Genomic DNA, 19,334 nt, shown 5'->3' on the forward strand with positions numbered 1-19,334 from the left:
TGCTGAGTTCTGAGTATGACATGAGCGCAATACCTTACAGGGAAACTCAGGTGTTGCACTCAGAATCTGCGGCCAAGCAGTACTATCCTTATTTGGTCTATTGTGTGCAGTGTATGCATTTTTTATATATGGTTTTAATTCTAGGGTGGTTTTAAATGGATAACATGTCTGAGAATGAAATTAGAGATTATATTTTCTCATCATACGGAGATGATTTTTTAGGCTTGGTGGAAGGGGTTAGACCGCCTATTTCTTGGCAACAAAATGGCTTTCCTACGTTAAGTTTTTTTATGCGCAGGTCTGCTGAGAAGAAAATAAATAGGCTTATAGACGCTCTTGGTTCGCTATCAATTACTGCTAAGGAATTAAGGTTAAAAAAAGTAGCAGACTCTACCACGCGTATCGATCTTTTTGGTAATTCAGAAGGTGATGGTTTAACCATTATTGAATTAAAAAAGTCTAATCAAACTGAAAGACAGGCTTTTACTGAATTGCTGGGATATGCTAACCACTTTTGCTCATTGTTCCCAGGTGTGTCGGAGTCTTGTATGACCTCAGTACTGGTAGCACCTATGGAGAATAGAGTTGTTAGAGATGCATACACTCAAGAGCTCTTGATAAACAATAAAAATATTGTTGCCTTTGTTCCTAACTTTGAAGGGGACAAGCTTTCCTTGAATGCCTGGTACCCCAAAGACACTTATTATTCATGGTTTGAGGAGAATATTTTCAGAGACGAATCAATGCTTGTTGTTGCTATATCTTTTCCTGTGATAGAGGGGTGGTTTGATACTGATCTAGTTAGTGAGGATGATGCGATTCCAGAGTATACTAAGTCTGCGCTAAATACTATTTCTAGTTTAATAGCAGGAAGGCTGGAGACGGAGAAACTTCATTCTTTTGTCTATGCTAGGCAAATGTGGGGTAGCGTTTCGCAAGGATTCCCTTATCCTAATACCATATTTGTTGTTTGTGTTAACCCCTTTTCCTCATTGCGAACAAGCGAAGCAGATGGCGAAATAGTCGGTGCCTCCGATTCTGAAAGGCTAGAAGCGATTCAGGGTTTATATGATCAGTTTCAAGATGGGGGCGAAGAAAATTGGATTGACTCTTTGGAAGGTGCTTTTAGGGGGATGCTGATTAGAAATGTAAAAGACGAATTTGAAAAATGTTTCATAGAATCTGGCGGTAAAGCAAATATTAGCTATGATATATCTAGCCCTTTATGGTCCGGGATTAAAGCTAATGCTATAGAGTCAGTTTATGTTCATAACTTAGATGTTTATGCCACGGGGTTGATAAGAGATATCTATTCAGAGTATATGCAGTATGTTCTTCGCGAAAAGTATGATCCGATTTACTATAGTGATGATCTTCCTAAATTCTTTTATCAGAGTCAAAGGGAATGGTTCCCTCTTTGGATGATCTTAAACGGAATCGGATTAGACGGTGATGATGAGTGACGGCGTTAATTAATGTAATTTTTTATAATCAGGAAAAGAGAAAATTTTTAATAATATAGCCACAAGGTGGTAAAAGCTTTAATAAAGTCATGGGGGGTAAAGCACGATAGTGATTTTTAGGTTTTTATAAGTGTTGTTTTGTATTTCCAATATTATATATCTTTATCTAAGGTGAGGGTCGTTAAAAAAACACCCTCATCCTAATTATGTATATACCTTCTTCACGGGTAAGAGCAACACCGACGGCAATTTCTAACACAATTTGTCTTAATGGCGCCCTTTTGGCAATTGACACTTTTGAGCCCGTCGTATCGGGCTTCCACCTGATAAATCATCGGCGCAACGGAAAAGGTACTGTCAATTGGTGTCGTCGGCATGGCAGTCATATCGGCTGGTTTGGGAGCAGGGATCGAAGCATCAGGTGCAGGCGCTATGGGAGCCACGAGCCATTGCTCCGCTCATGGCTCAATGCGTGTTGTTGACCTTCAGCGCCTCGATATCCTGGGCGATGTCTTCGGCGAGCTGGCGGACGGCTTCGCTTTCGCCTTCACGCTGGGCGTAGGCTCGCAGGCCCATGACTTCGGCCTGCAGGCGACGGCCGAGGCGTTCCGGCTGGTGCGCGGGGCGCTCGGGGTCGATGAGTTCACCGGCGTCGCGGGCGTCCGCGAAGGCCTGGCGGAAGCGGGCTTCCATGTTGGCGAGCAGCATCTCGACCTTGTCACGGGCGGCCTGTTCACGCTCGCCGAGTTCCAGCAGGCTCTTGGCCAGCATGCAGGCGCGGGACGGCACCTCGCAGTCGCGCAGTCCGCCTAGCTTGCGGATATAGGTGGCGAGGGCGGTCAACGGCGAGTCGTGGCTGGCCATCAGGCTTTCCATCTCGCGCAGACTGCGCGCGGAGTAGCAGTCCAGCGCTTCCTGGAAAAGGCCGTCCTTGCTGCCGAAGGTGGCATAGATGCTGCCGGGACGCATGTCGAGCGCGCGCTCGATGTCCTTCAGCGACGTGGCATGAAAGCCCTTCTGCCAGAAGAGATTGAGCGCCCGTTCGAGGGAATCCTGGCGGTTGTGCAAGGTCGCGCGTGGCATGGCTGTCCTGACGATGGGGCTCGCGAGCGACGCCTTTATTCGCGCGGCATGGCGAAGCGGGCGGTCTGCAAGGAGCAAGGTGTTGAGTGAGTACTCAATTTTAACTTGAATGATCGCTCAAATCCAGCTAGTGTGTTCCCCGACAACGCAGTGCAGCGGATTGTCAGGTTTGATTTTGAGCGTTCGCTCATGTTTTGTCCTGCATCTTCAGGGGCGCTGCTCAAGGCTTCATGCCACTGACTGGCAGCCCGCCCCTGAGACACCGCGCATCTCGCCCATCATTCCGAAGGAGTTCTCATGACTGATTTCACGCTGTATACCGCCGACAATGCCCCGCAGGACAGCAAGCCGCTGCTTGGCAAGTCCGTCGAAGCCTTCGGCATGGTACCGGGCCTGCACGCCGTGATGGCGGAAGCCCCGGGGCTGCTGGAAGGCTACCAGGTGTTGCACCAGCTATTCCTCGACAGCAGCTTCGATGATGAAGAGACCACCGTCGTGTGGCAGACCATCAACGTCGAGCACAACTGCCACTACTGTGTACCGGCGCATACCGGCATCGCCAAGTCGATGAAGGTGGATGACGCCATCACCGAAGCGCTGCGCAACGAGACGCCGCTGCCGACCGAGCGTCTGGAAGCTCTACGCACCTTCACGCTGGCCGTGGTACGTGAGCGTGGCTTCGTGGATGACGCTACCGTGCAGACCTTCCTCGATGCCGGTTATACCAAGCGCAATGTGCTGGAAGTGATTCTGGGCCTGTCCCAGAAGGTGATGAGCAACTACACCAATCACCTGGCCGAGACGCCGATCGACGAGCCGTTCAAGAAGTTCGAGTGGCACAAGCAGGGCTGAAGCTGAGGTGAGAGGCGGCGGCAAGTGCCTGACTCTCCAATGCTAATGAAAATATTTCTCATTAGTGTTGACGTCTGAGCCCGCGAGTCATATTCTGGGGTCATCGCTTCCCCGCCATGGGTAGCGGTGTCCCGGCCAGCGGAGTCAGGCCCCTGTCCGGGAGGCTTCTCATCAGACAGTTTTACGGTCCTTGCCAGCGGCTCATCCTACGGGGTGGGCCGCTTTTTTATGCGCAAAAAAAGACGCCTCCTTCGCTTGCACGAGGGAGGCGTCCGGAAGCGCTTTTCGATTCACTCACTTTCCGTCTGCCAATGACAGGGAGGAAGGCTTGCGAGTCGAGCGGTGCTTCGTGCTCGCCAGATTTGGATGTCAGGTCCCTGGCAAGCGTCTCATCAGGCCAGTCACGACCTTGATATTCTGGCGCCATGATACGTCAGCCGGTGAGGGGAGGCCAGCGACGCGTGAGATAAACGCTGACTCAATGTTAATGAAAATATTTCTCATTAGTATTGACGGCGTCTGCTGGAGAGCATAATCTGGATTCATCGCTTCCCGCCATGGAATGCGGTAGCCAGAACAGTGGAGTCAGGCCCCTGTTCGGGTTTCTCCTCATCAAGCTAGTCACGGTCTTAGGGCGACTCTCACGGGTCGCCTTTTTTCGTGTCTGGTGCTTCTTTATTCCTGTCTGGCGCTTTTCTCTGGCGCTCTATTCTGGCGCTCGATCTCGGTCTCCCTTCGGCCGCTCCCCGCTTGCCTCCCCGCTCACGCCTGTTGCGCCCCGTCGCTCGGCCTCCGCTGGCTCGCCATCTCGTTTAGAATGACGACACTCTATTCGTACGCCGCCAAGGTGCCCGGGTTTCGCTGCCTTTTCAGACGGTTGGCCTTGGTCGTCAGCCATCGCCATCGCTCAGTGCACAGGCGAGACCTGCGGGGCCTTTCGAGGAAGTCATCATGATCACACTCTATCGACTGCACGATGATGGCCGCCTGCGCGGCGAACATATCGTGTTGCCTGACCCGCAGCCCGGTCAGCCCGATGCGCCGCCGCGCCTGGCGGACAGCGCTGAAGAGGCGGCAGTCCTGCATGCCAGCTTGCTGGCCGATGACGAGCTGGCGCCACCGATTCTGGTGCGTAGCGATGTGCTGTGGATCGATCTCTGCGAGCCGGATGAGCAGGAAAAGCGCTGGGTGAGCGAACAGTTCACGGTGGAGCTGCCTGATGTCGAGGAGCTGGAGGAGATCGAGTCGTCGTCGCGCTTCTATCTGGAAGGCGATGGCATCCACGTCGTCTCGCTGTTTCCGCATCGCAAGGGGCGCGAGCCGCAGACGGCCAACGTCGCCTTTCATCTGCATGGGCGCCAGTTGATCAGCATGCGCCACGAGGATATCGGCCTGCTGCGGCTATTCCGCAACCACCTGCGTCGCCAGCGACTGAGCCCGGAGGATGGCTGGGAAGTGCTGTTGGCGCTGCTGGCGATGAAGGTCGATTACCTGGCCGATGAGATCGAGGATATCTACCGGGCCCTGGAGGCGTTGGGCAAGCAGGCGGTGCACCCCGAGGCGCTGGAAGACACCCTGCACGGCATCCTGTTGCAGGAGCGCTACAACGACAAGGTGCGCCAGTCGCTGCTGGACAGTCAGCGCCTGCTGCGTCAGCTGACGCGCCATCTGCCCTCGGCGCCACGTCAGAAATCGCGACGGCAGGAGATTCGCGACATGCTGCGCGACATCGACTCGCTCAATCCGCACACCACCTTCATCTTCGACAAGGTCAACTTCCTGCTCGATGCCTCGATCGGTTTCACCAATCTCGATCAGAGCCGCATCATCAAGATCTTCTCGGTGGCGGCGGTAGTCTTCATGCCGCCGACCTTGATCGCCAGCATCTACGGCATGAACTTCCACTGGATGCCGGAGCTGGACGAGGACTGGGGCTATCCCTTCGCGCTGTGCCTGATGGGGGTATCGGCGCTCTCGACCTATCTGTTCTTCAAGTGGAAGAAGTGGCTGTAAGTCACTGAAGACAGACATAAAAAAAGCGCCTGGCGTCGTGAGACAGCCAAGCGCACAAGAAACTTGCATTACAACACTGAAGATCGCCACCGAGGCCCGGGATGGGCCGACAGCGAAACCGCGCGTGGGGGCGTCGCCATGCAGACCAGTCACCGGGAATCGGTGGGATGAGCAGTGCAACTACCTGAGCGCGAACCTGGACGGTCGGGCTGCGCCACGCAGGCCCGGCCGTCGTCGGTCTAGTCCGGGAGCAGGCGGCCGATGCCGCGACGCGCCTGCTCCCGCATGTTCGTGGCGCACAGTATAGGGTGCCGCGCTTTGGAGAATAAGCGCGTACAATTGAAAACTAGGGTTTCCAATATGGAAACCTGAGAGATTGATGGGGTGTCTGGCCGGGTCCAGAGGGCCATGGCGATTGCAGAGCGAGGGAAAGGGAAAAACATGGCGACACTTGATGCATTGCGCGTTTTCGTCGAAGTCGTGCGCGCGGCCAGTTTCACGGCGGCGGCGCGCCGACTGGGAATTTCCAAGTCGCTGGCGTCCAAGCGGGTGGCGGCGCTGGAAGAGCAGCTGGGCGTCAGCCTGATCAATCGCTCGACTCGCAAGCTGCATCTCACCGAGGCGGGGCGCATCTACTACGAGCACGGCCTGCGCATCCGCGAGGAGCTGGAATCCGCCGAGGCCCGCGTACAGTCCGTGACCTCGCAGCCGATGGGCCAGCTCAAGGTCTCGGCACAGGTGTCGTTCGGCTTCATGTATCTGGCCGCGCCGACCACCGCCTTCATGCGTCGCTACCCGGATGTCAGCGTCGAGATTCTGCTCGAGGATCAGCGCTTCGAGCCCATCGATGAGTCAGTGGACCTGGCGATTCGCATGGGGCCGCTGCCGGATTCCTCGATGGTCTCGCGGCCGCTGTGCAAGGTGGTCTATGGCCTGTATGCGGCGCCGGACTATCTGGCGCGTGTCAATGCACCGCCGGTGCAGCCCCAGGACATCCGCGCCTTCGATACCATCTTCTACGGCAATTACGACCTGGGGGCGCATTGGCGCTTCACGCTCAATGGTCAGCCCTTCGATGTGGAGCCGGAGTCGCGGCTGGTGATCAACAATCTGCTCGGCGTGGTGGAGGCGGCCAAGGCCGGCTTCGGTCTCGCCTACCTGCCGACCTTCTCGGCCCGCGCGGCAGTGGAAAGTGGTGAACTGGTGCCGCTGCTGCAGCCCTACTGGAACGAGCATGGCTCGATGGTGGTGCTGTTCCGTTCACGCAAGTACCTGCCCGACAAGACCCGCGCCTACCTCGACTTCATCACCGAGTGGTTTCAGGAGCATCTGCAGCTCTGAGTCGCCTCTACCGAGAGGGTTACCAATCGATGGCCTGGCCGGCCCAGTCGTAGAAGCCGCCGCTGGCGGTGGGCGAGAGTTCGCAGGCGACGCGCAGCAGACGGCGCGCCACGAAACCCGTCGTGAATAACTTGCCCTCGGGCACGCGGGCCTGGAAGGGCGTCGACAGGCCGGTGTCGGTGGTGCCGGGATGCAGCGCGACCAGCAGCGCCTCGGGATTGCGCCGTGCGATCTCTATGGCGGCGGTCTTGAGCAGCATGTTGTGGCTTGCCTTGCTGGCGCGATAGGCATACCAGCCGCCGCTGCGGTTGTCGGAGATCGAGCCGACCCGCGCCGACAGCGAGGCGAAGATCACTGGCGTGCGTCGGCGCAGACGTGGCGCCAGCATCCCCAGCAGCAGGGCCGGGGCGAAGGCATTGACCTGATGCAGACGCGTCAGGGCCGCCAGGCTCAAATCCTCCAGGCGTTTCTCCGGCCATAGCTGCTCGCGCTCGTCATGCAGCAGGCCCAGCGCGTTGAGTATCAGCGCCGGTGGCTGCCCCGTCTCGCTCTCCCCATCCAGTTGCTGTGTCAGCCACTCCTCGAGGCGCGCGGTGCCTTGCTCGGTGGTCAGGTCGGCCTCCAGCGTCTCGAGCTCGGGATGCGCCGAAAGGCATGAGACATCGCGACTCACCGCCAGCACTTTTCTACAGTGCGGATGGGCGAGCAGCTCAGCGATCAGCGCCCGCCCGATCCCGCCGCTGGCGCCGGTGACCAGTGCGCAGAAGCCCTGTGGCAGGCGCGCGAAGGTGTCCGCCGCCAATGGCTGATCTTCCAGTCTGCTATCTGCCATGCATGTCTCCCTCCGTAGTGGCCGAATGTGACTGTCGTCAGGCAGTGCGCTCCATCAGCCTGGCGAGACGGGAATCGCGGCTCAGTGTGGTCGGGGTGGTGTCTTCCTGCAGGCGGCCCGCTTCCAGCAGTGCCAGACGCGCGAAGCGCTCCAGCCCCAGCGGCTGGTGAGTGATCATGATCAGGCTGCGGCCCTCGCAGGCGGCGAGAATCGCGCTCATCACCTGCTCGGCGCTGGTGCGGTCCAGTCCTTCGCAGGGCTCATCGAGCAGCACGATCGGCGCTGGTGACAGCAGCGCACGCGCCACACCGAAGCGGCGCAGCTGGCCACCGGACAATGAACGCCCCCCTTCATCCGGGAAGCCGGCAAGCCCCTGTGGCTGGCGGGCCAGCCAGTCGCCAAGGCCAAGGCTTTCCAGCATGCGCGTCAGTGCCTCATCGCTGGCCTCGGGAGCGGCCAGGCGCAGGTTGTCGGCGTAGCTGGCACAGAAGAGATGCGTGTCCTGCGGGCAGACCGCGAAGCTTGCACGCAGCGTGGCCTCGTCGAGTGAATCCAGCGCCACGCCGCCCAGCGTGATGCGTCCGGCGCTGGGGACATGGAAGCGACTGAGCACGTCCAGCAGGGTGCTCTTGCCGCTGCCGGACGGGCCGAGCAGTGCCAGATGCTCGCCTGCGGCCAGTGTCAGCGACAGCTCTTCAAGCACCGGCGTGTCGCCGTGGGTGACGCTCAGCTGCTCGATCTCCAAGGCGTGTCCCACCGGCGTGGCAGCCTCAGAGCCACTGGGGAACTGGGCCGCCGGCGTATTGGCCTGCACACCGTTGAGGCGCGCGGCCGCCGACAGACAGCGACCGAGCCCCTGCCAGGCCAGCGGCAGTGGCGCCAGTGCCTCGAAGGCGCCGAGTACCGCCAGCAGGAACAGCGCCAGCAGACGACCATCGAGCAGCTCGCCAGAATGCGTCGTGATGTCGTCGTTCGCATATGGCGCCATCTGCATGACGCCGAGCAGGGCGACCCCGGCCAGCGTCAGCCCCAGCAGACTGTGACTCAGCCAGCTGGCCAGTGCCTGACGGCGTGCCTGGGTGCGCTCGATGCGGTCCCGCTCGGCCTGTTGCTCGGCCAGGCGCTCAAGCTCTTCATTCCAGCGATCATAGATCACCAGCTCGCCCAGTCCCTGCAGGCGCTCAAGCAGGCGTGCGCGCAGGCGGCTGGCCGAGGACTGATGACGCATGGCGTCACGGCTACCCCGCCACCATGCCAGCCACGGCACCAGTCCGCCGGTCAGCACCAGCCCGATCACCGCCACCAGCGCCAGTGTCGGCGCAAAGATGCCGATCAGCGTGCCGGCGGCGAGGATGGCGCAGACCGCCACCAGCGAGGGAATCAATACGCGCACGTAGAGGCTGTCGAGGGCGTCGACATCAGCGCCCAGGCGGGTCATCAATTCTCCCTGTCCGGCATGCTGCAGGGCGGTGGGGGAGAGCGGCTCGATGGCCTCGAACAGGCGGCGGCGCAGGCTCGCCAACAGACGCAGCGTGCCCTCATGGGTGGTGACCCGCTCGCCATAGCGCCCGGCGGTGCGCGCCAGCGCCAGACCGCGCACACCTGCCGCCGGGGTGAAGAAGTTGAAGGCCTGGGTGGTGACGACGCTCAAGCCGGCTACGGCGGTGGCGGAGAGGAACCAGCCCGACAGCGCCAGCAGGCCGGTGGCGGCCAGCAGGGTGATCAGTGCCAGCAGGGCACCGATACCCAGCCAGCCGCGATGCTCGCGCATCAAGGCCAGATACGGCGTCAGTTCGCGCAGACGTGGGCGCTGTTCGACGTGTGGCTCGGCCAGTGCTGGCTCACTGGCCGTGACAGGCATGGGCGTGTCAGGCGCGGGCTTGCGGATGGCGCGGTTCATGCGTCACCTCGCGGCGTCGGGAGGGGGAGCGGGCGGTCCTGCACCAGTTGGCCATCGTTCAGATGAATCAGGCGCTGGCATAGCGTCAGCAGCTCTGGTCGATGGGTCAGCAGCAGCAGGGTGCGACCCTCGCCGAGACGCTTGAGCGCGGCGATCACGCGCGCTTCGCTGTCGGCGTCCAGGCTGGCGGTGGGTTCATCCAGCAGCACCAGTGGCGCGTCATGCAAGAATGCGCGGGCCAGTGACAGACGGCGTGCCTGACCGCCGGACAGCGCCTGACCGCCCTCGCCAAGGCGCGTCTCAAGCCCTCGCGGCAGGTGCTGGTACCAGTCGAGCAGGTCGGCATTGTCCAGCGCCGCTTCGAGCTGTGCGTCACTGGCGTGAGGCCTGGCAAGACGCAGGTTGTCGGCCAGCGTGCCGGACAGCACCACCGTCTCCTGACCGACCCAGGCCGCCATGCCCGGCGGCAGGCCGTGGCTCAGCGGATGGCCATTGAGATACAGCAGGCCGTCGCTGGCCTCGACGAAGCCGAGCAGCAGATTGAGCAGCGTCGACTTGCCGGAACCGGAAGCCCCGGTCAGCGCGACACGCTCGCCCTGGGTGATCCGCAGGGTCAGCGGCCCGAGTGCCGGTGGAGTCAACGTGCTGGTCTGGCGGTTCCACTGATTGGGATAGCGCACACAGACCTCTTCCAGCATCAGCGAGTGCAACTTGCGGGACTTAGGGCGTGCTGCGGGCAAGTCGCTGTCGGGGTTGCGCGTCAGTGCGCCCGCTTCACCATCCGACTCTTGGATAAATGGAGCGCTGCCGACGATGGGGGCGAGGTCACTGGCGGCAGCCTCGGCCTCGGCCTTGGCGTGATAGTGCACGCCCAACTCGCGCAGCGGCTGATAGAACTCGGGCGCCAGTACCAGAATGAAGAGTGCGGTCTGCAGGGTCAGCGGTGAGTCGCCCCAGGTGCCGAATTGCAGGTGGCCGAGGAAATGGAAGCCGAGGTAGACCGCCAGCAGCGCGATGGACACCGCGGTGAAGAATTCCAGCACCGTGGAGGACAGGAAGGCCAGGCGCAGTACGCGCATGGTGCGCTTGCGAAAGGCATGGCTGACTGCCTCGACCTGGGGGCCGCGTCTGGCGCTGCCGAACAGCTTCAGGGTCTTGAGACCGGTGAGCAGGTCCATGAAGTGACGGCCCATGCGGTCCATCTCCCGGAACTGCTCCTGCGAGCGCTTGCGCGCCGCGATGCCGACAAGAATCATGAATATCGGTACCAGTGGTGCGGTGGTGGCGAGAATCAGGCCGGCCGCCCAGTTGAGCGGAAACACCACACACAGCAGCATCAGCGGAATCAGCCCCGCGAGGCGTGTCTGCGGGCGGAAGTCGGCATAGTAGCCGTGCAGTGACTCGATCTGGTCCCAGGCGCGGTTGGCGAGACTGGCGCGATGCTGGCGACGCACCCACAGCGGGCCGAGTTCGGCGAAGCGCTGCAGCAGGCGTTCGCGCAGGCCACGACGGATCTGCTGGCTGGCGCGCGTGCCGGCATAGCCACGCAGGCCAGTGAGCGCGCCGCGCAGCGAGAGACTGGCGGCGAGTACCGCGATGGCCGGCCACAGTGTCGCCAGGCCTTCGCGGTCGATCGCGACGCCTTGGGCCAGGCGGGCGATGGCCCAGGCCTGGGCGAGCAGGACCAGTGTCGAGAGCAGGGCGCACAGGATGGCGAGCTGGGGCCAGCGGCCACCGGCACGTGCCAGTGTCTCCAGCCAGCGGCGTGGCACGAATTCTGCCGAGGCAGTGGCATCGGTGGGGGAGGGTGAAACATCGGGTACAGCGGCAGTTCGGGGCATTCATGCTCCTGCCGGTGGTGGCAGAGATAGTTGCAGGGAAGCGCTGGCGTCATGTCTCAAGGCAGAGAATGACGCATCTGGCGCAAGCTTACCGCCGAGAGAGCGTTGGTACACGGCGACGCACTGTCGCACATCTTCACCTTGCGTATAATATGCCCCAGCACTTGCTGCTGAGACAGCAGCGTGATTTCACGCCCCGGCAGTCAGTCATTGCCGAGACGCTTGTTGCCCTCTCTTCTCGAACTACTGGACTCCACATGACCGTTCGTACGCGCATCGCACCGTCGCCGACTGGTGATCCCCACGTCGGCACCGCCTACATCGCCCTGTTCAACCAGTGCTTCGCTCGTCAGCACGGTGGCGAGTTCATTCTGCGCATCGAGGATACCGATCAGACGCGTTCCACCGGTGAATCCGAGCAGATGATCCTCGACTCGCTGCGCTGGCTGGGCATCGAATGGGCCGAAGGCCCGGATGTCGGCGGTCCGCACGGCCCGTACCGTCAGAGTGAGCGTGGCGATATCTACGCCAGGCACTGCCAGCAGCTGATCGATGCCGGCCATGCCTTCAAGTGCTATCGCACCAGTGAAGAGCTGGACGAGCTGCGCGAGTCGCGCAAGGCCGAAGGTCTGCACATGGCGCTCAAGCCATCCGACCTCGCGCTGCCGGCAGAAGAAGTTGCTCGTCGTGAAGCGGCGGGCGCGCCCTTCGTCATCCGCATGAACGTGCCGGAAAGCGGCACCTGTGTGGTCAAGGACATGCTGCGTGGCGAGATCGAGGTCGATTGGGCCCAGGTCGATGCGCAGATCCTGCTCAAGTCCGACGGCATGCCGACCTACCACCTGGCCAACGTGGTGGATGATCACCTGATGGAGATCTCCCACGTGATGCGTGGCGAGGAGTGGATCAACTCGGCGCCCAAGCATCAGCTGCTGTATGAATACTTCGGCTGGCAGATGCCGGAACTGTGCCACATGCCGCTGCTGCGCAACCCGGACAAGACCAAGCTGTCCAAGCGCAAGAACCCGACGTCGATCCTCTACTACCGTCGCATGGGTTACCTGCCGGCGGCGGTGATCAACTATCTCGGTCGTCTGGGCTGGTCCATGCCGGACGAACGCGAGAAGTTCACCCTGAGCGAGATGCAGGAGCATTTCGATATCCAGCGTGTCTCGCTGGGTGGCCCGGTGTTCGATGTCGAGAAGCTCAGCTGGCTGAACGGTCTCTACATCCGCGATCTGTCCGAGGATGAGCTGCTGAGCGAACTGCGTCAGTGGGCCTTCAACGAGTCCTACGTCAAGCAGATCCTGCCGGAAGTGAAGCCGCGCATCGAGACGCTGTCCGAGGCGATTCCGCTGGCCGGGCACTTCTTCTCCGGCCTGCCGGCCATCACGCCGGACGACTTCGCCAAGGCGAAGCTGGAAGGCGAAGACCTGGTGCGTCAGATGCAGTTCCTGACCTGGAAGCTTGAAGCCGTGAGCCGCTGGGACAAGGAGCATCTGCTGGCGGAAGTGAAGCTGCTCTCCGAGCACTTCGGGCTCAAGATGAAGGACTTCCTGGCGCCGGTATTCGTGGCGGTGACCGGCTCGGCGACCTCCACCTCGGTGATGGACGCGATGGTCATTCTGGGCTCCGACATGACGCGCGCGCGTCTGCGCCACGCCGTGGCCGTGCTGGGTGGCGTTTCCAAGAAGGCTGCCAAGCGCTTCGAGAAGGAATATCGCGACCTGTAAGAATATCGCGACCGGCAAGGTGTCTGCGGTGTGCGGATGCCGGCCCCTGTGACGTCTGTCGTCATGGGGGCCATGCCTTGCAGCAGCACGATGAGAATTGTGTGAGAAAGAAGTTGACGACCCCGAGGGTTATCAGTAAGATACGCCTCGTTCCTGAGAGACGGGGCCTTAGCTCAGCTGGGAGAGCGCAACACTGGCAGTGTTGAGGTCAGCGGTTCGATCCCGCTAGGCTCCACCAAGTTTCTCAAGCGACTGCGTCCCATTCGTCTAGTGGTCCAGGACACCGCCCTTTCACGGCGGTAACAGGGGTTCGAACCCCCTATGGGACGCCACTCTTCAGACATCTCGAGTCACCTTTCAGGTCTCGTGAAGTCAACAAAAAAGCACACCTTGCGGGGTGTGTTTTTTTTGTCCCTGATTCTGGCTTATGCACAGCCTGTGTGTCGGCAGAAAGCATGTTATCCCCAAGTCGCCCTTGACAGACCTCGTGTCTTGTCCACTGTTCGCGCGCTGTCACATCTCCCCCTGCATCTCCTCCCAAAGTGCGGCCCCTGCGGCTGGCGCTTACGTCGTGTTGCCAAAAATTTCTTTTATATCAATGGGTTATGAGCTGGTTAAATTTTGTGCAATCTGTTGGTAAGCCCGCTGTCATGCTGGTTCGCCGCGCTTGTCTAGGGGTTATCAACGAGGTTATCCACAGATAGTGTGGAAAAGCACGCCGAGCGCCGCTGCTGTCTGGGATGTTGCGCTGCGGCACGAAAAAACGCCTCATTCCCGCGTCCATATGGCATTGGAATGAGGCGTTTTCAGTGCGAGGCCGTGTGATGCGGTTCGGCTCACTCGCTTGAGTTCAAGGCCGCTTCATCTGGAGAGGCGCTTGAGCAGCGAGGAGGTGTCCCAGCGATTGCCGCCCATGGCCTGCACGTCGGCATAGAACTGATCGACCAGCGCCGTCACCGGCAGGCTGGCATCGATGCGGCGTGCTTCCGCCAGACAGATATCGAGGTCCTTGCGCATCCAGTCGACGGCAAAGCCGTGATCGTACTCGTCCTTGATCATGGTGGCGTGACGATTTTCCATCTGCCAGGAGCCAGCGGCGCCCTTGGAGATCACCTCGATCACCGCCTCGCGATCCAGTCCTGCCTGCTCGGCGAAGTGCAGGCCCTCAGAAAGTGCCTGCACCAGCCCGGCAATGCAGATCTGGTTGACCATCTTGGTGGTCTGGCCGGCACCGGTCTCGCCGATGCGCTTCACCATGCGGCCGTAGTGCGTCAGCACCGGCTCGGCACGCGCGTAATCCGCCTCGCTGCCGCCACACATGATGGTCAGCACGCCATTCACGGCGCCTTGCTGGCCGCCGGAGACCGGCGCGTCGACGAAGCCGATACCGGCCTCGCCCGCGGCGGCGGCCAGCTCGCGTGCCAGGTCGGCACTGGCGGTGGTGTGATCCACCAGCAGACTGCCGCTCGCCATGCCGGCCAGCACGCCGTCGTCGCCGTAGGTGACGCTGCGCACGTCATCATCATTGCCCACGCACATCAGCACGATATCGGCGCCCTCGGCGGCTTCTCGCGGGGTGGCGTGATGGCTGCCGCCGTACTCCTCGCTCCACTGCTCGGCGCGTGCACGTGTGCGGTTGTAGACCCGCACCTGAAGGCCTGCGCGTTTCAGATGGCCGGCCATGGGGTGACCCATGACCCCGAGTCCGATGAAGGCGGCGGTACGTGGCGTGGTGTGTGTCTCTGACATGCTGGGAGGCTCCTTGCCATCGATCAGGGATGAGGTTGCGCCGCTCGCGGTGGGGCGCATGGCGTGCCGGCGCGTGCAGGGCGTGACGAAGCCGGTACATCAGCACGCTAGCACGTTCGGGGCGGGGCGGGGCGGCTTTATGACTTGCATCTCGACAGGGGTTGCACGCATGAGAGGCGACAGGCCAAAAAAAACCGCCTCCGAAGAGGCGGTCTGTCCTGCAGGCCGATGACCCGATATTGCCTGGTTGCCAGGCAACTGGTTACTTGGTCGGGTAGTCGCGCTGCGGGTGGCCGGTATAGAGCTGGCGCGGACGGCCGATACGGTGGCCGCCGGCGATCATCTCGTTCCAGTGGGAAATCCAGCCGATGGTGCGCGACATGGCGAAGATGACCGTGAACATGTTGGTCGGAATGCCGATCGCCTTGAGGATGATGCCGGAGTAGAAGTCGACATTCGGGTACAGCTTGCGCTCGATGAAGTACTCGTCTTCCAGCGCGATCTGCTCCAGACGCTTGGCGATCTTGAGCTGCGGGTCGTCCGCCATGCCCAGCTGCTCCAGTACTTCGTCGCAGGTCTCTTTCATGACCTTGGCGCGCGGATCGAAGTTGCGATAGACGCGGTGACCGAAGCCCATCAGCTTGAACGGGTCTTCCTTGTCCTTGGCCTTGTCGATGAAGCGCTGGATGTTTTCCTCGGACTCTTCACCGATCTCGTCGAGCATGGCCAGCACGGCTTCGTTGGCGCCGCCGTGTGCCGGGCCCCACAGTGCCGCGATACCGGCGCTGATGCAGGCGAACGGGTTGGCACCGGTGGAGCCGGCCAGGCGAACGGTAGAGGTCGAGGCATTCTGCTCGTGGTCGGCGTGCAGCATGAAGATGGTGTCCATCGCCTTGGCGAACACCGGGTTGATCTTGTACTCCTCGCACGGGTTTCCGAACATCATGTAAAGGAAGTTCTCGCCATAGGAGAGGTCATTGCGCGGGTACATGAACGGCTGACCGATGTTGTACTTGTGGCACATGGCCGCCAGGGTCGGCATCTTGGCGATCAGGCGCACGGCGCTGACGTAGCGTTCCTTCTCGTTGGTGATGTTCAGGTTGTCGTGATAGAAGGCGGCCAGACCACCGACCACGCCGCAAAGGATCGCCATCGGGTGGGCGTCGCGACGGAAGCCCTTGAAGAAGTTGACGATCTGCTCATGCACCATGGTGTGGTTGCTGATCAGCTGGGCGAACTTGTCGTATTCCTCGTCGCTCGGCAGTTCTCCGAACAGCAGCAGGTAGCACAGCTCGATGTAGTTGGAGCTCTTGGCCAGCTGGTCGATGGGATAGCCGCGATGCAGAAGCACGCCTTTCTGGCCATCGATGAAGGTGATGGATGATTCGCAGGCGGCAGTGGAGACGAAGCCCGGGTCATACGTGAACATGCCTTCGGCGGTCAGGCCGCGAACGTCGATGACGTCCTGGCCGAGCGTGCCGGAATAGACCGGGAACTCGATGCTCTTGTCGATACCGTCTACTGTCAATGTCGCTTTCTTGTCAGTCATGCCGACCTCCTCATTATTCGCGTAACTCTTTGACTTGCTTGCCATGCCGGGCTTGCATCAATCCCGCCCACTATAGAAGCCCGCCAAGGATTGTCAATTCGCCACACGGCGTAGAGACGCGCGCCATGCTGTTGTGCGTCAGTTCCCCGACGTTTACGTATCCCGTGGCGTCAGGTCGCGTCCTGTTCACTGCATTTTGTGCAATCCGTGGTTGCGGCCCTGCGACGTCATGCCATTTGTCATGCCAATGGCCAACCCCTATAATCCACCGTCGCGCGACTGGCGGGAAATTCGGCTCGGTACCGTGGATGGCCTGCGCCCGAGACCCTTCCTCAAACCACCGCCCCTGCGGGCTTGCGTCCGTGTTGGGCCAAGAGAGTGTGTAAGAGCCGTGAATAGCAAACGACCCGTAAATCTCGATCTGACGACGATAAAGTTCCCTCTCCCTGCGCTGACTTCAATCACCCACCGTATTACCGGCGTGATTCTGTTCGTGGGCCTGGTATTTGCGCTGTGGGCACTCGATGCCTCGCTGTCCTCCCCGGAAGGGTTCGAGGCAGTGCGCGACACCCTGGCAACCAACTTCCTTGCCAAGATCGTGGCCTGGGGCCTGCTGTCTGCCCTCGGTTTCCACTTCGTGGCTGGCATCAAGCACCTGCTGATGGACATGGATATTGGTGTCGAACTGGAAAGTGCTAATCGCAAGGCGCAGGTCACTGTCGTGATCAGTGCTGTTCTCGTGGTCCTGGCGGGAGTCTGGGTATGGTAAACAACATCACCAATTTCAGCCGCAGCGGTCTGTCCGACTGGGTGCTGCAGCGTGTCTCTGCCGTGATTCTGGCAGTCTATTCCGTGTTCATGGTCGGCTACCTGCTGCTCCATCCGAACCTCGACTACACCACCTGGAGTGGTCTGTTCGAGAACACGGCAATGCGTATCTTCTCTTTGATGGCATTCATCTCGATTGCCGCACACGCCTGGATCGGTCTGTGGACCGTGGCGACCGATTACATGAAGCCGACCGCACTGCGTTTCGGTTTCCAGGTCTTCGTCATCCTTGCGTTGTTCATCTTCTTGGTCTGGGGCGTTCAAGTCCTGTGGGGAGCCTGATACATGTCCACCATGCGTAGCCTGACATTCGACGCGATCATCATCGGCGGTGGCGGCTCTGGCCTGCGTGCCGGCCTCGAGCTGTCCCAGTCCGGCAAGAAGACCGCCGTGCTGTCCAAGGTCTTCCCGACCCGTTCGCACACTGTCTCTGCCCAGGGCGGTATCACCTGTGCCATCGCTTCTGCTGATCCGAATGATGATTGGCGCTGGCACATGTATGACACCGTCAAGGGCGGCGACTACATCGCCGACCAGGACGCCGCCGAATACATGTGTACTGAAGGCCCGAAAGCGGTCTTCGAGCTCGAGCACATGGGTCTGCCGTTCTCTCGCTTCGACAACGGCCGCATCTATCAGCGTCCGTTCGGTGGTCAGTCCAAGGACTTCGGCAAGGGCGGCCAGGCGGCACGCACCTGCGCCGCGGCTGACCGTACCGGTCACGCTCTGCTGCACACCCTCTATCAGGCCAACCTGAAGAATGGCACCGTCTTCCTCGACGAGTGGTACGCCATCGACCTGGTCAAGAATGCCAACGGCGATATCGTCGGCGTGATTGCCCTGTGCATCGAGACCGGCGAGACCGTGGTCGTGAAGTCCAAGGCGACCGTTCTGGCCACCGGCGGTGCGGGACGTATCTACGCCTCCACCACCAATGCCCTGATCAACACCGGCGACGGTATCGGCATGGCGCTGCGCGCCGGCCTGCCGGTCCAGGACATGGAAATGTGGCAGTTCCACCCGACCGGCATCCACGGTGCGGGCGTGCTGGTCACCGAAGGCTGCCGTGGTGAAGGTGGCTACCTGGTCAACAAGGACGGCGAGCGCTTCATGGAGCGTTATGCGCCGAACGCCAAGGACCTCGCGGGCCGTGACGTCGTCGCGCGCTCCATGGTGCTGGAAATCCTCGAAGGCCGTGGCTGTGGCGAGAATGGCGACCACGTCTTCCTGAAGCTGGATCACCTGGGCGAGGAAGTGCTGAACAAGCGCCTGCCGGGTATCTCCGAGCTGTCCAAGACCTTCGCGCACGTCGATCCGGTCAATGCACCGATCCCGGTCGTGCCGACCTGCCACTACATGATGGGCGGCATCGCCACCAACGTGCACGGCCAGGCCATCGCACAGAACGAAGACGGCAGCGACCGCATCGTCAACGGCCTCTATGCCGTGGGTGAAGTGGCCTGTGTCTCCGTTCACGGTGCCAACCGTCTGGGTGGCAACTCGCTGCTGGATCTGGTCGTCTTCGGCCGCGCCGCGGGCAAGTACATCGAAAGCGCGCTCAACGAAGGTGTCGAGTACCTCGAGCCGACGCAGAGCGACATCGATGCTGCCCTGGTGCGCCTGAACCGCTGGAACGAGTCCGAGAGCGGTGAGTCCGTGCCGGAACTCAAGCGTGAACTGCAGCAGATCATGCAGAACTCCTTTGGTGTCTTCCGTCAGGAAGACAAGATGGAAGAGGGCGTCAAGCAGCTGTCCGAGCTGCGTGAGCGTATCGCCAAGGCGGGTCTGTCCGACAAGTCTCAGGTCTTCAATACCGCGCGTATCGAAGCACTCGAGCTGGACAACTTGATGGAAGTGGCGGAAGCCACTGCCATTGCGGCCCTGACCCGCAAGGAAAGCCGTGGTGCTCACTCCCGTTACGACTTCCCGGATCGTGATGACGAGAACTGGCTCAAGCATTCTCTGTTCTTCCCGAACGAGAAGCGTGTCGGCAAGCGTGATGTGAACTTCGCGCCGAAGACCGTCGAGCGTTTCGAGCCGAAGATTCGTACCTACTGAGTCTGAACCCAAGGCGCGCGTCACGGCCCGTTGGGGCGCCGCGCCTTTCTTCAGACCAAGTTCGCACTCGCTCGAGTTCACTCTCGCTTGAG

14 protein-coding genes and 2 tRNA genes are annotated in these 19,334 nt (G+C 60.6%); 10 read left to right on the forward strand and 6 right to left on the reverse strand.

Annotation, left to right across the window (positions count from 1 at the left end; genetic code table 11):
• Positions 1–155: 155 nt before the first annotated feature.
• Positions 156–1,463 carry a hypothetical protein gene (locus QQF40_RS14480; protein ID WP_285461718.1) on the forward strand — a complete coding sequence of 436 codons (1,308 nt, stop codon included), beginning with the start codon at positions 156–158 and terminating at the stop codon, positions 1,461–1,463.
• Between the two features lie 465 nt (positions 1,464–1,928).
• On the opposite strand, the gene QQF40_RS14485 is transcribed toward QQF40_RS14480, so the two are convergent.
• A complete protein-coding gene (locus QQF40_RS14485) occupies positions 1,929–2,546 on the reverse strand; it encodes a TetR/AcrR family transcriptional regulator (RefSeq protein WP_285461719.1) in 618 nt (205 codons plus the stop codon).
• Positions 2,547–2,843: 297 nt separating this feature from the next.
• Between QQF40_RS14485 and QQF40_RS14490 the strand changes: the two genes are divergently transcribed.
• The 3 genes from QQF40_RS14490 (at position 2,844) to QQF40_RS14500 (ending at position 6,752) form a co-directional block, all read left to right on the forward strand.
• Positions 2,844–3,398, forward strand: coding sequence for a carboxymuconolactone decarboxylase family protein (locus QQF40_RS14490; RefSeq protein ID WP_176676161.1), 555 nt, complete (start codon positions 2,844–2,846; stop codon positions 3,396–3,398).
• Positions 3,399–4,349: 951 nt separating this feature from the next.
• A complete protein-coding gene (gene corA, locus QQF40_RS14495) occupies positions 4,350–5,411 on the forward strand; it encodes a magnesium/cobalt transporter CorA (RefSeq protein WP_175090447.1) in 1,062 nt (353 codons plus the stop codon).
• Between the two features lie 441 nt (positions 5,412–5,852).
• Positions 5,853–6,752 carry a LysR family transcriptional regulator gene (locus QQF40_RS14500; RefSeq protein WP_043333112.1) on the forward strand — a complete coding sequence of 300 codons (900 nt, stop codon included), beginning with the start codon at positions 5,853–5,855 and terminating at the stop codon, positions 6,750–6,752.
• Positions 6,753–6,771: 19 nt separating this feature from the next.
• On the opposite strand, the gene QQF40_RS14505 is transcribed toward QQF40_RS14500, so the two are convergent.
• Genes QQF40_RS14505 through cydD form a run of 3 tightly spaced genes read right to left on the reverse strand, consistent with a single transcriptional unit; the run spans position 6,772 to position 11,325 of the window.
• Entirely contained in the window at positions 6,772–7,584 is an 813-nt protein-coding gene (locus QQF40_RS14505; RefSeq protein ID WP_285461720.1) for an SDR family NAD(P)-dependent oxidoreductase, read from the reverse strand.
• Between the two features lie 37 nt (positions 7,585–7,621).
• Positions 7,622–9,484, reverse strand: a complete 1,863-nt coding sequence (gene cydC / locus QQF40_RS14510; RefSeq protein WP_285461721.1) for a thiol reductant ABC exporter subunit CydC — start codon at positions 9,482–9,484, stop codon at positions 7,622–7,624.
• On the reverse strand, positions 9,481–11,325 hold the full coding sequence (gene cydD, locus QQF40_RS14515; RefSeq protein WP_285461722.1) for a thiol reductant ABC exporter subunit CydD: 1,845 nt from the start codon (positions 11,323–11,325) through the stop codon (positions 9,481–9,483). Before cydD ends, cydC begins: the two co-directional genes overlap by 4 nt.
• A gap of 257 nt (positions 11,326–11,582) precedes the next feature.
• Between cydD and gltX the strand changes: the two genes are divergently transcribed.
• The 3 genes from gltX (at position 11,583) to QQF40_RS14530 (ending at position 13,390) form a co-directional block, all read left to right on the forward strand.
• Entirely contained in the window at positions 11,583–13,058 is a 1,476-nt protein-coding gene (gltX, locus tag QQF40_RS14520) for a glutamate--tRNA ligase (protein WP_285461723.1), read from the forward strand.
• Between the two features lie 162 nt (positions 13,059–13,220).
• Positions 13,221–13,296: transfer RNA gene (locus tag QQF40_RS14525), tRNA-Ala, on the forward strand.
• Between the two features lie 18 nt (positions 13,297–13,314).
• Positions 13,315–13,390: transfer RNA gene (locus QQF40_RS14530), tRNA-Glu, on the forward strand.
• Between the two features lie 529 nt (positions 13,391–13,919).
• On the opposite strand, the gene QQF40_RS14535 is transcribed toward QQF40_RS14530, so the two are convergent.
• Positions 13,920–14,807 (reverse strand): NAD(P)-dependent oxidoreductase, encoded by an 888-nt coding sequence (locus QQF40_RS14535; RefSeq protein WP_285461724.1) that lies wholly within the window; start codon positions 14,805–14,807, stop codon positions 13,920–13,922.
• A gap of 262 nt (positions 14,808–15,069) precedes the next feature.
• Complete coding sequence (gene gltA, locus QQF40_RS14540; RefSeq protein ID WP_285461725.1) at positions 15,070–16,356, reverse strand: citrate synthase; 1,287 nt, start codon at positions 16,354–16,356, stop codon at positions 15,070–15,072.
• Between the two features lie 391 nt (positions 16,357–16,747).
• Between gltA and sdhC the strand changes: the two genes are divergently transcribed.
• The 3 genes from sdhC to sdhA are packed head-to-tail and all read left to right on the forward strand — an operon-like array spanning position 16,748 to position 19,242.
• Positions 16,748–17,125 (forward strand): succinate dehydrogenase, cytochrome b556 subunit, encoded by a 378-nt coding sequence (gene sdhC, locus QQF40_RS14545; RefSeq protein ID WP_043333108.1) that lies wholly within the window; start codon positions 16,748–16,750, stop codon positions 17,123–17,125.
• Positions 17,119–17,466 carry a succinate dehydrogenase, hydrophobic membrane anchor protein gene (sdhD, locus tag QQF40_RS14550; protein ID WP_043333107.1) on the forward strand — a complete coding sequence of 116 codons (348 nt, stop codon included), beginning with the start codon at positions 17,119–17,121 and terminating at the stop codon, positions 17,464–17,466. The genes sdhC and sdhD overlap by 7 nt, the downstream gene beginning before the upstream one ends.
• Before the next feature lie 3 nt (positions 17,467–17,469).
• Positions 17,470–19,242 (forward strand): succinate dehydrogenase flavoprotein subunit, encoded by a 1,773-nt coding sequence (sdhA, locus tag QQF40_RS14555; RefSeq protein WP_175090455.1) that lies wholly within the window; start codon positions 17,470–17,472, stop codon positions 19,240–19,242.
• Positions 19,243–19,334 lie beyond the last annotated feature (92 nt).

Source organism: Cobetia sp. LC6, from assembly GCF_030264805.1.
Classification (GTDB): Bacteria; Pseudomonadota; Gammaproteobacteria; order Pseudomonadales; family Halomonadaceae; genus Cobetia.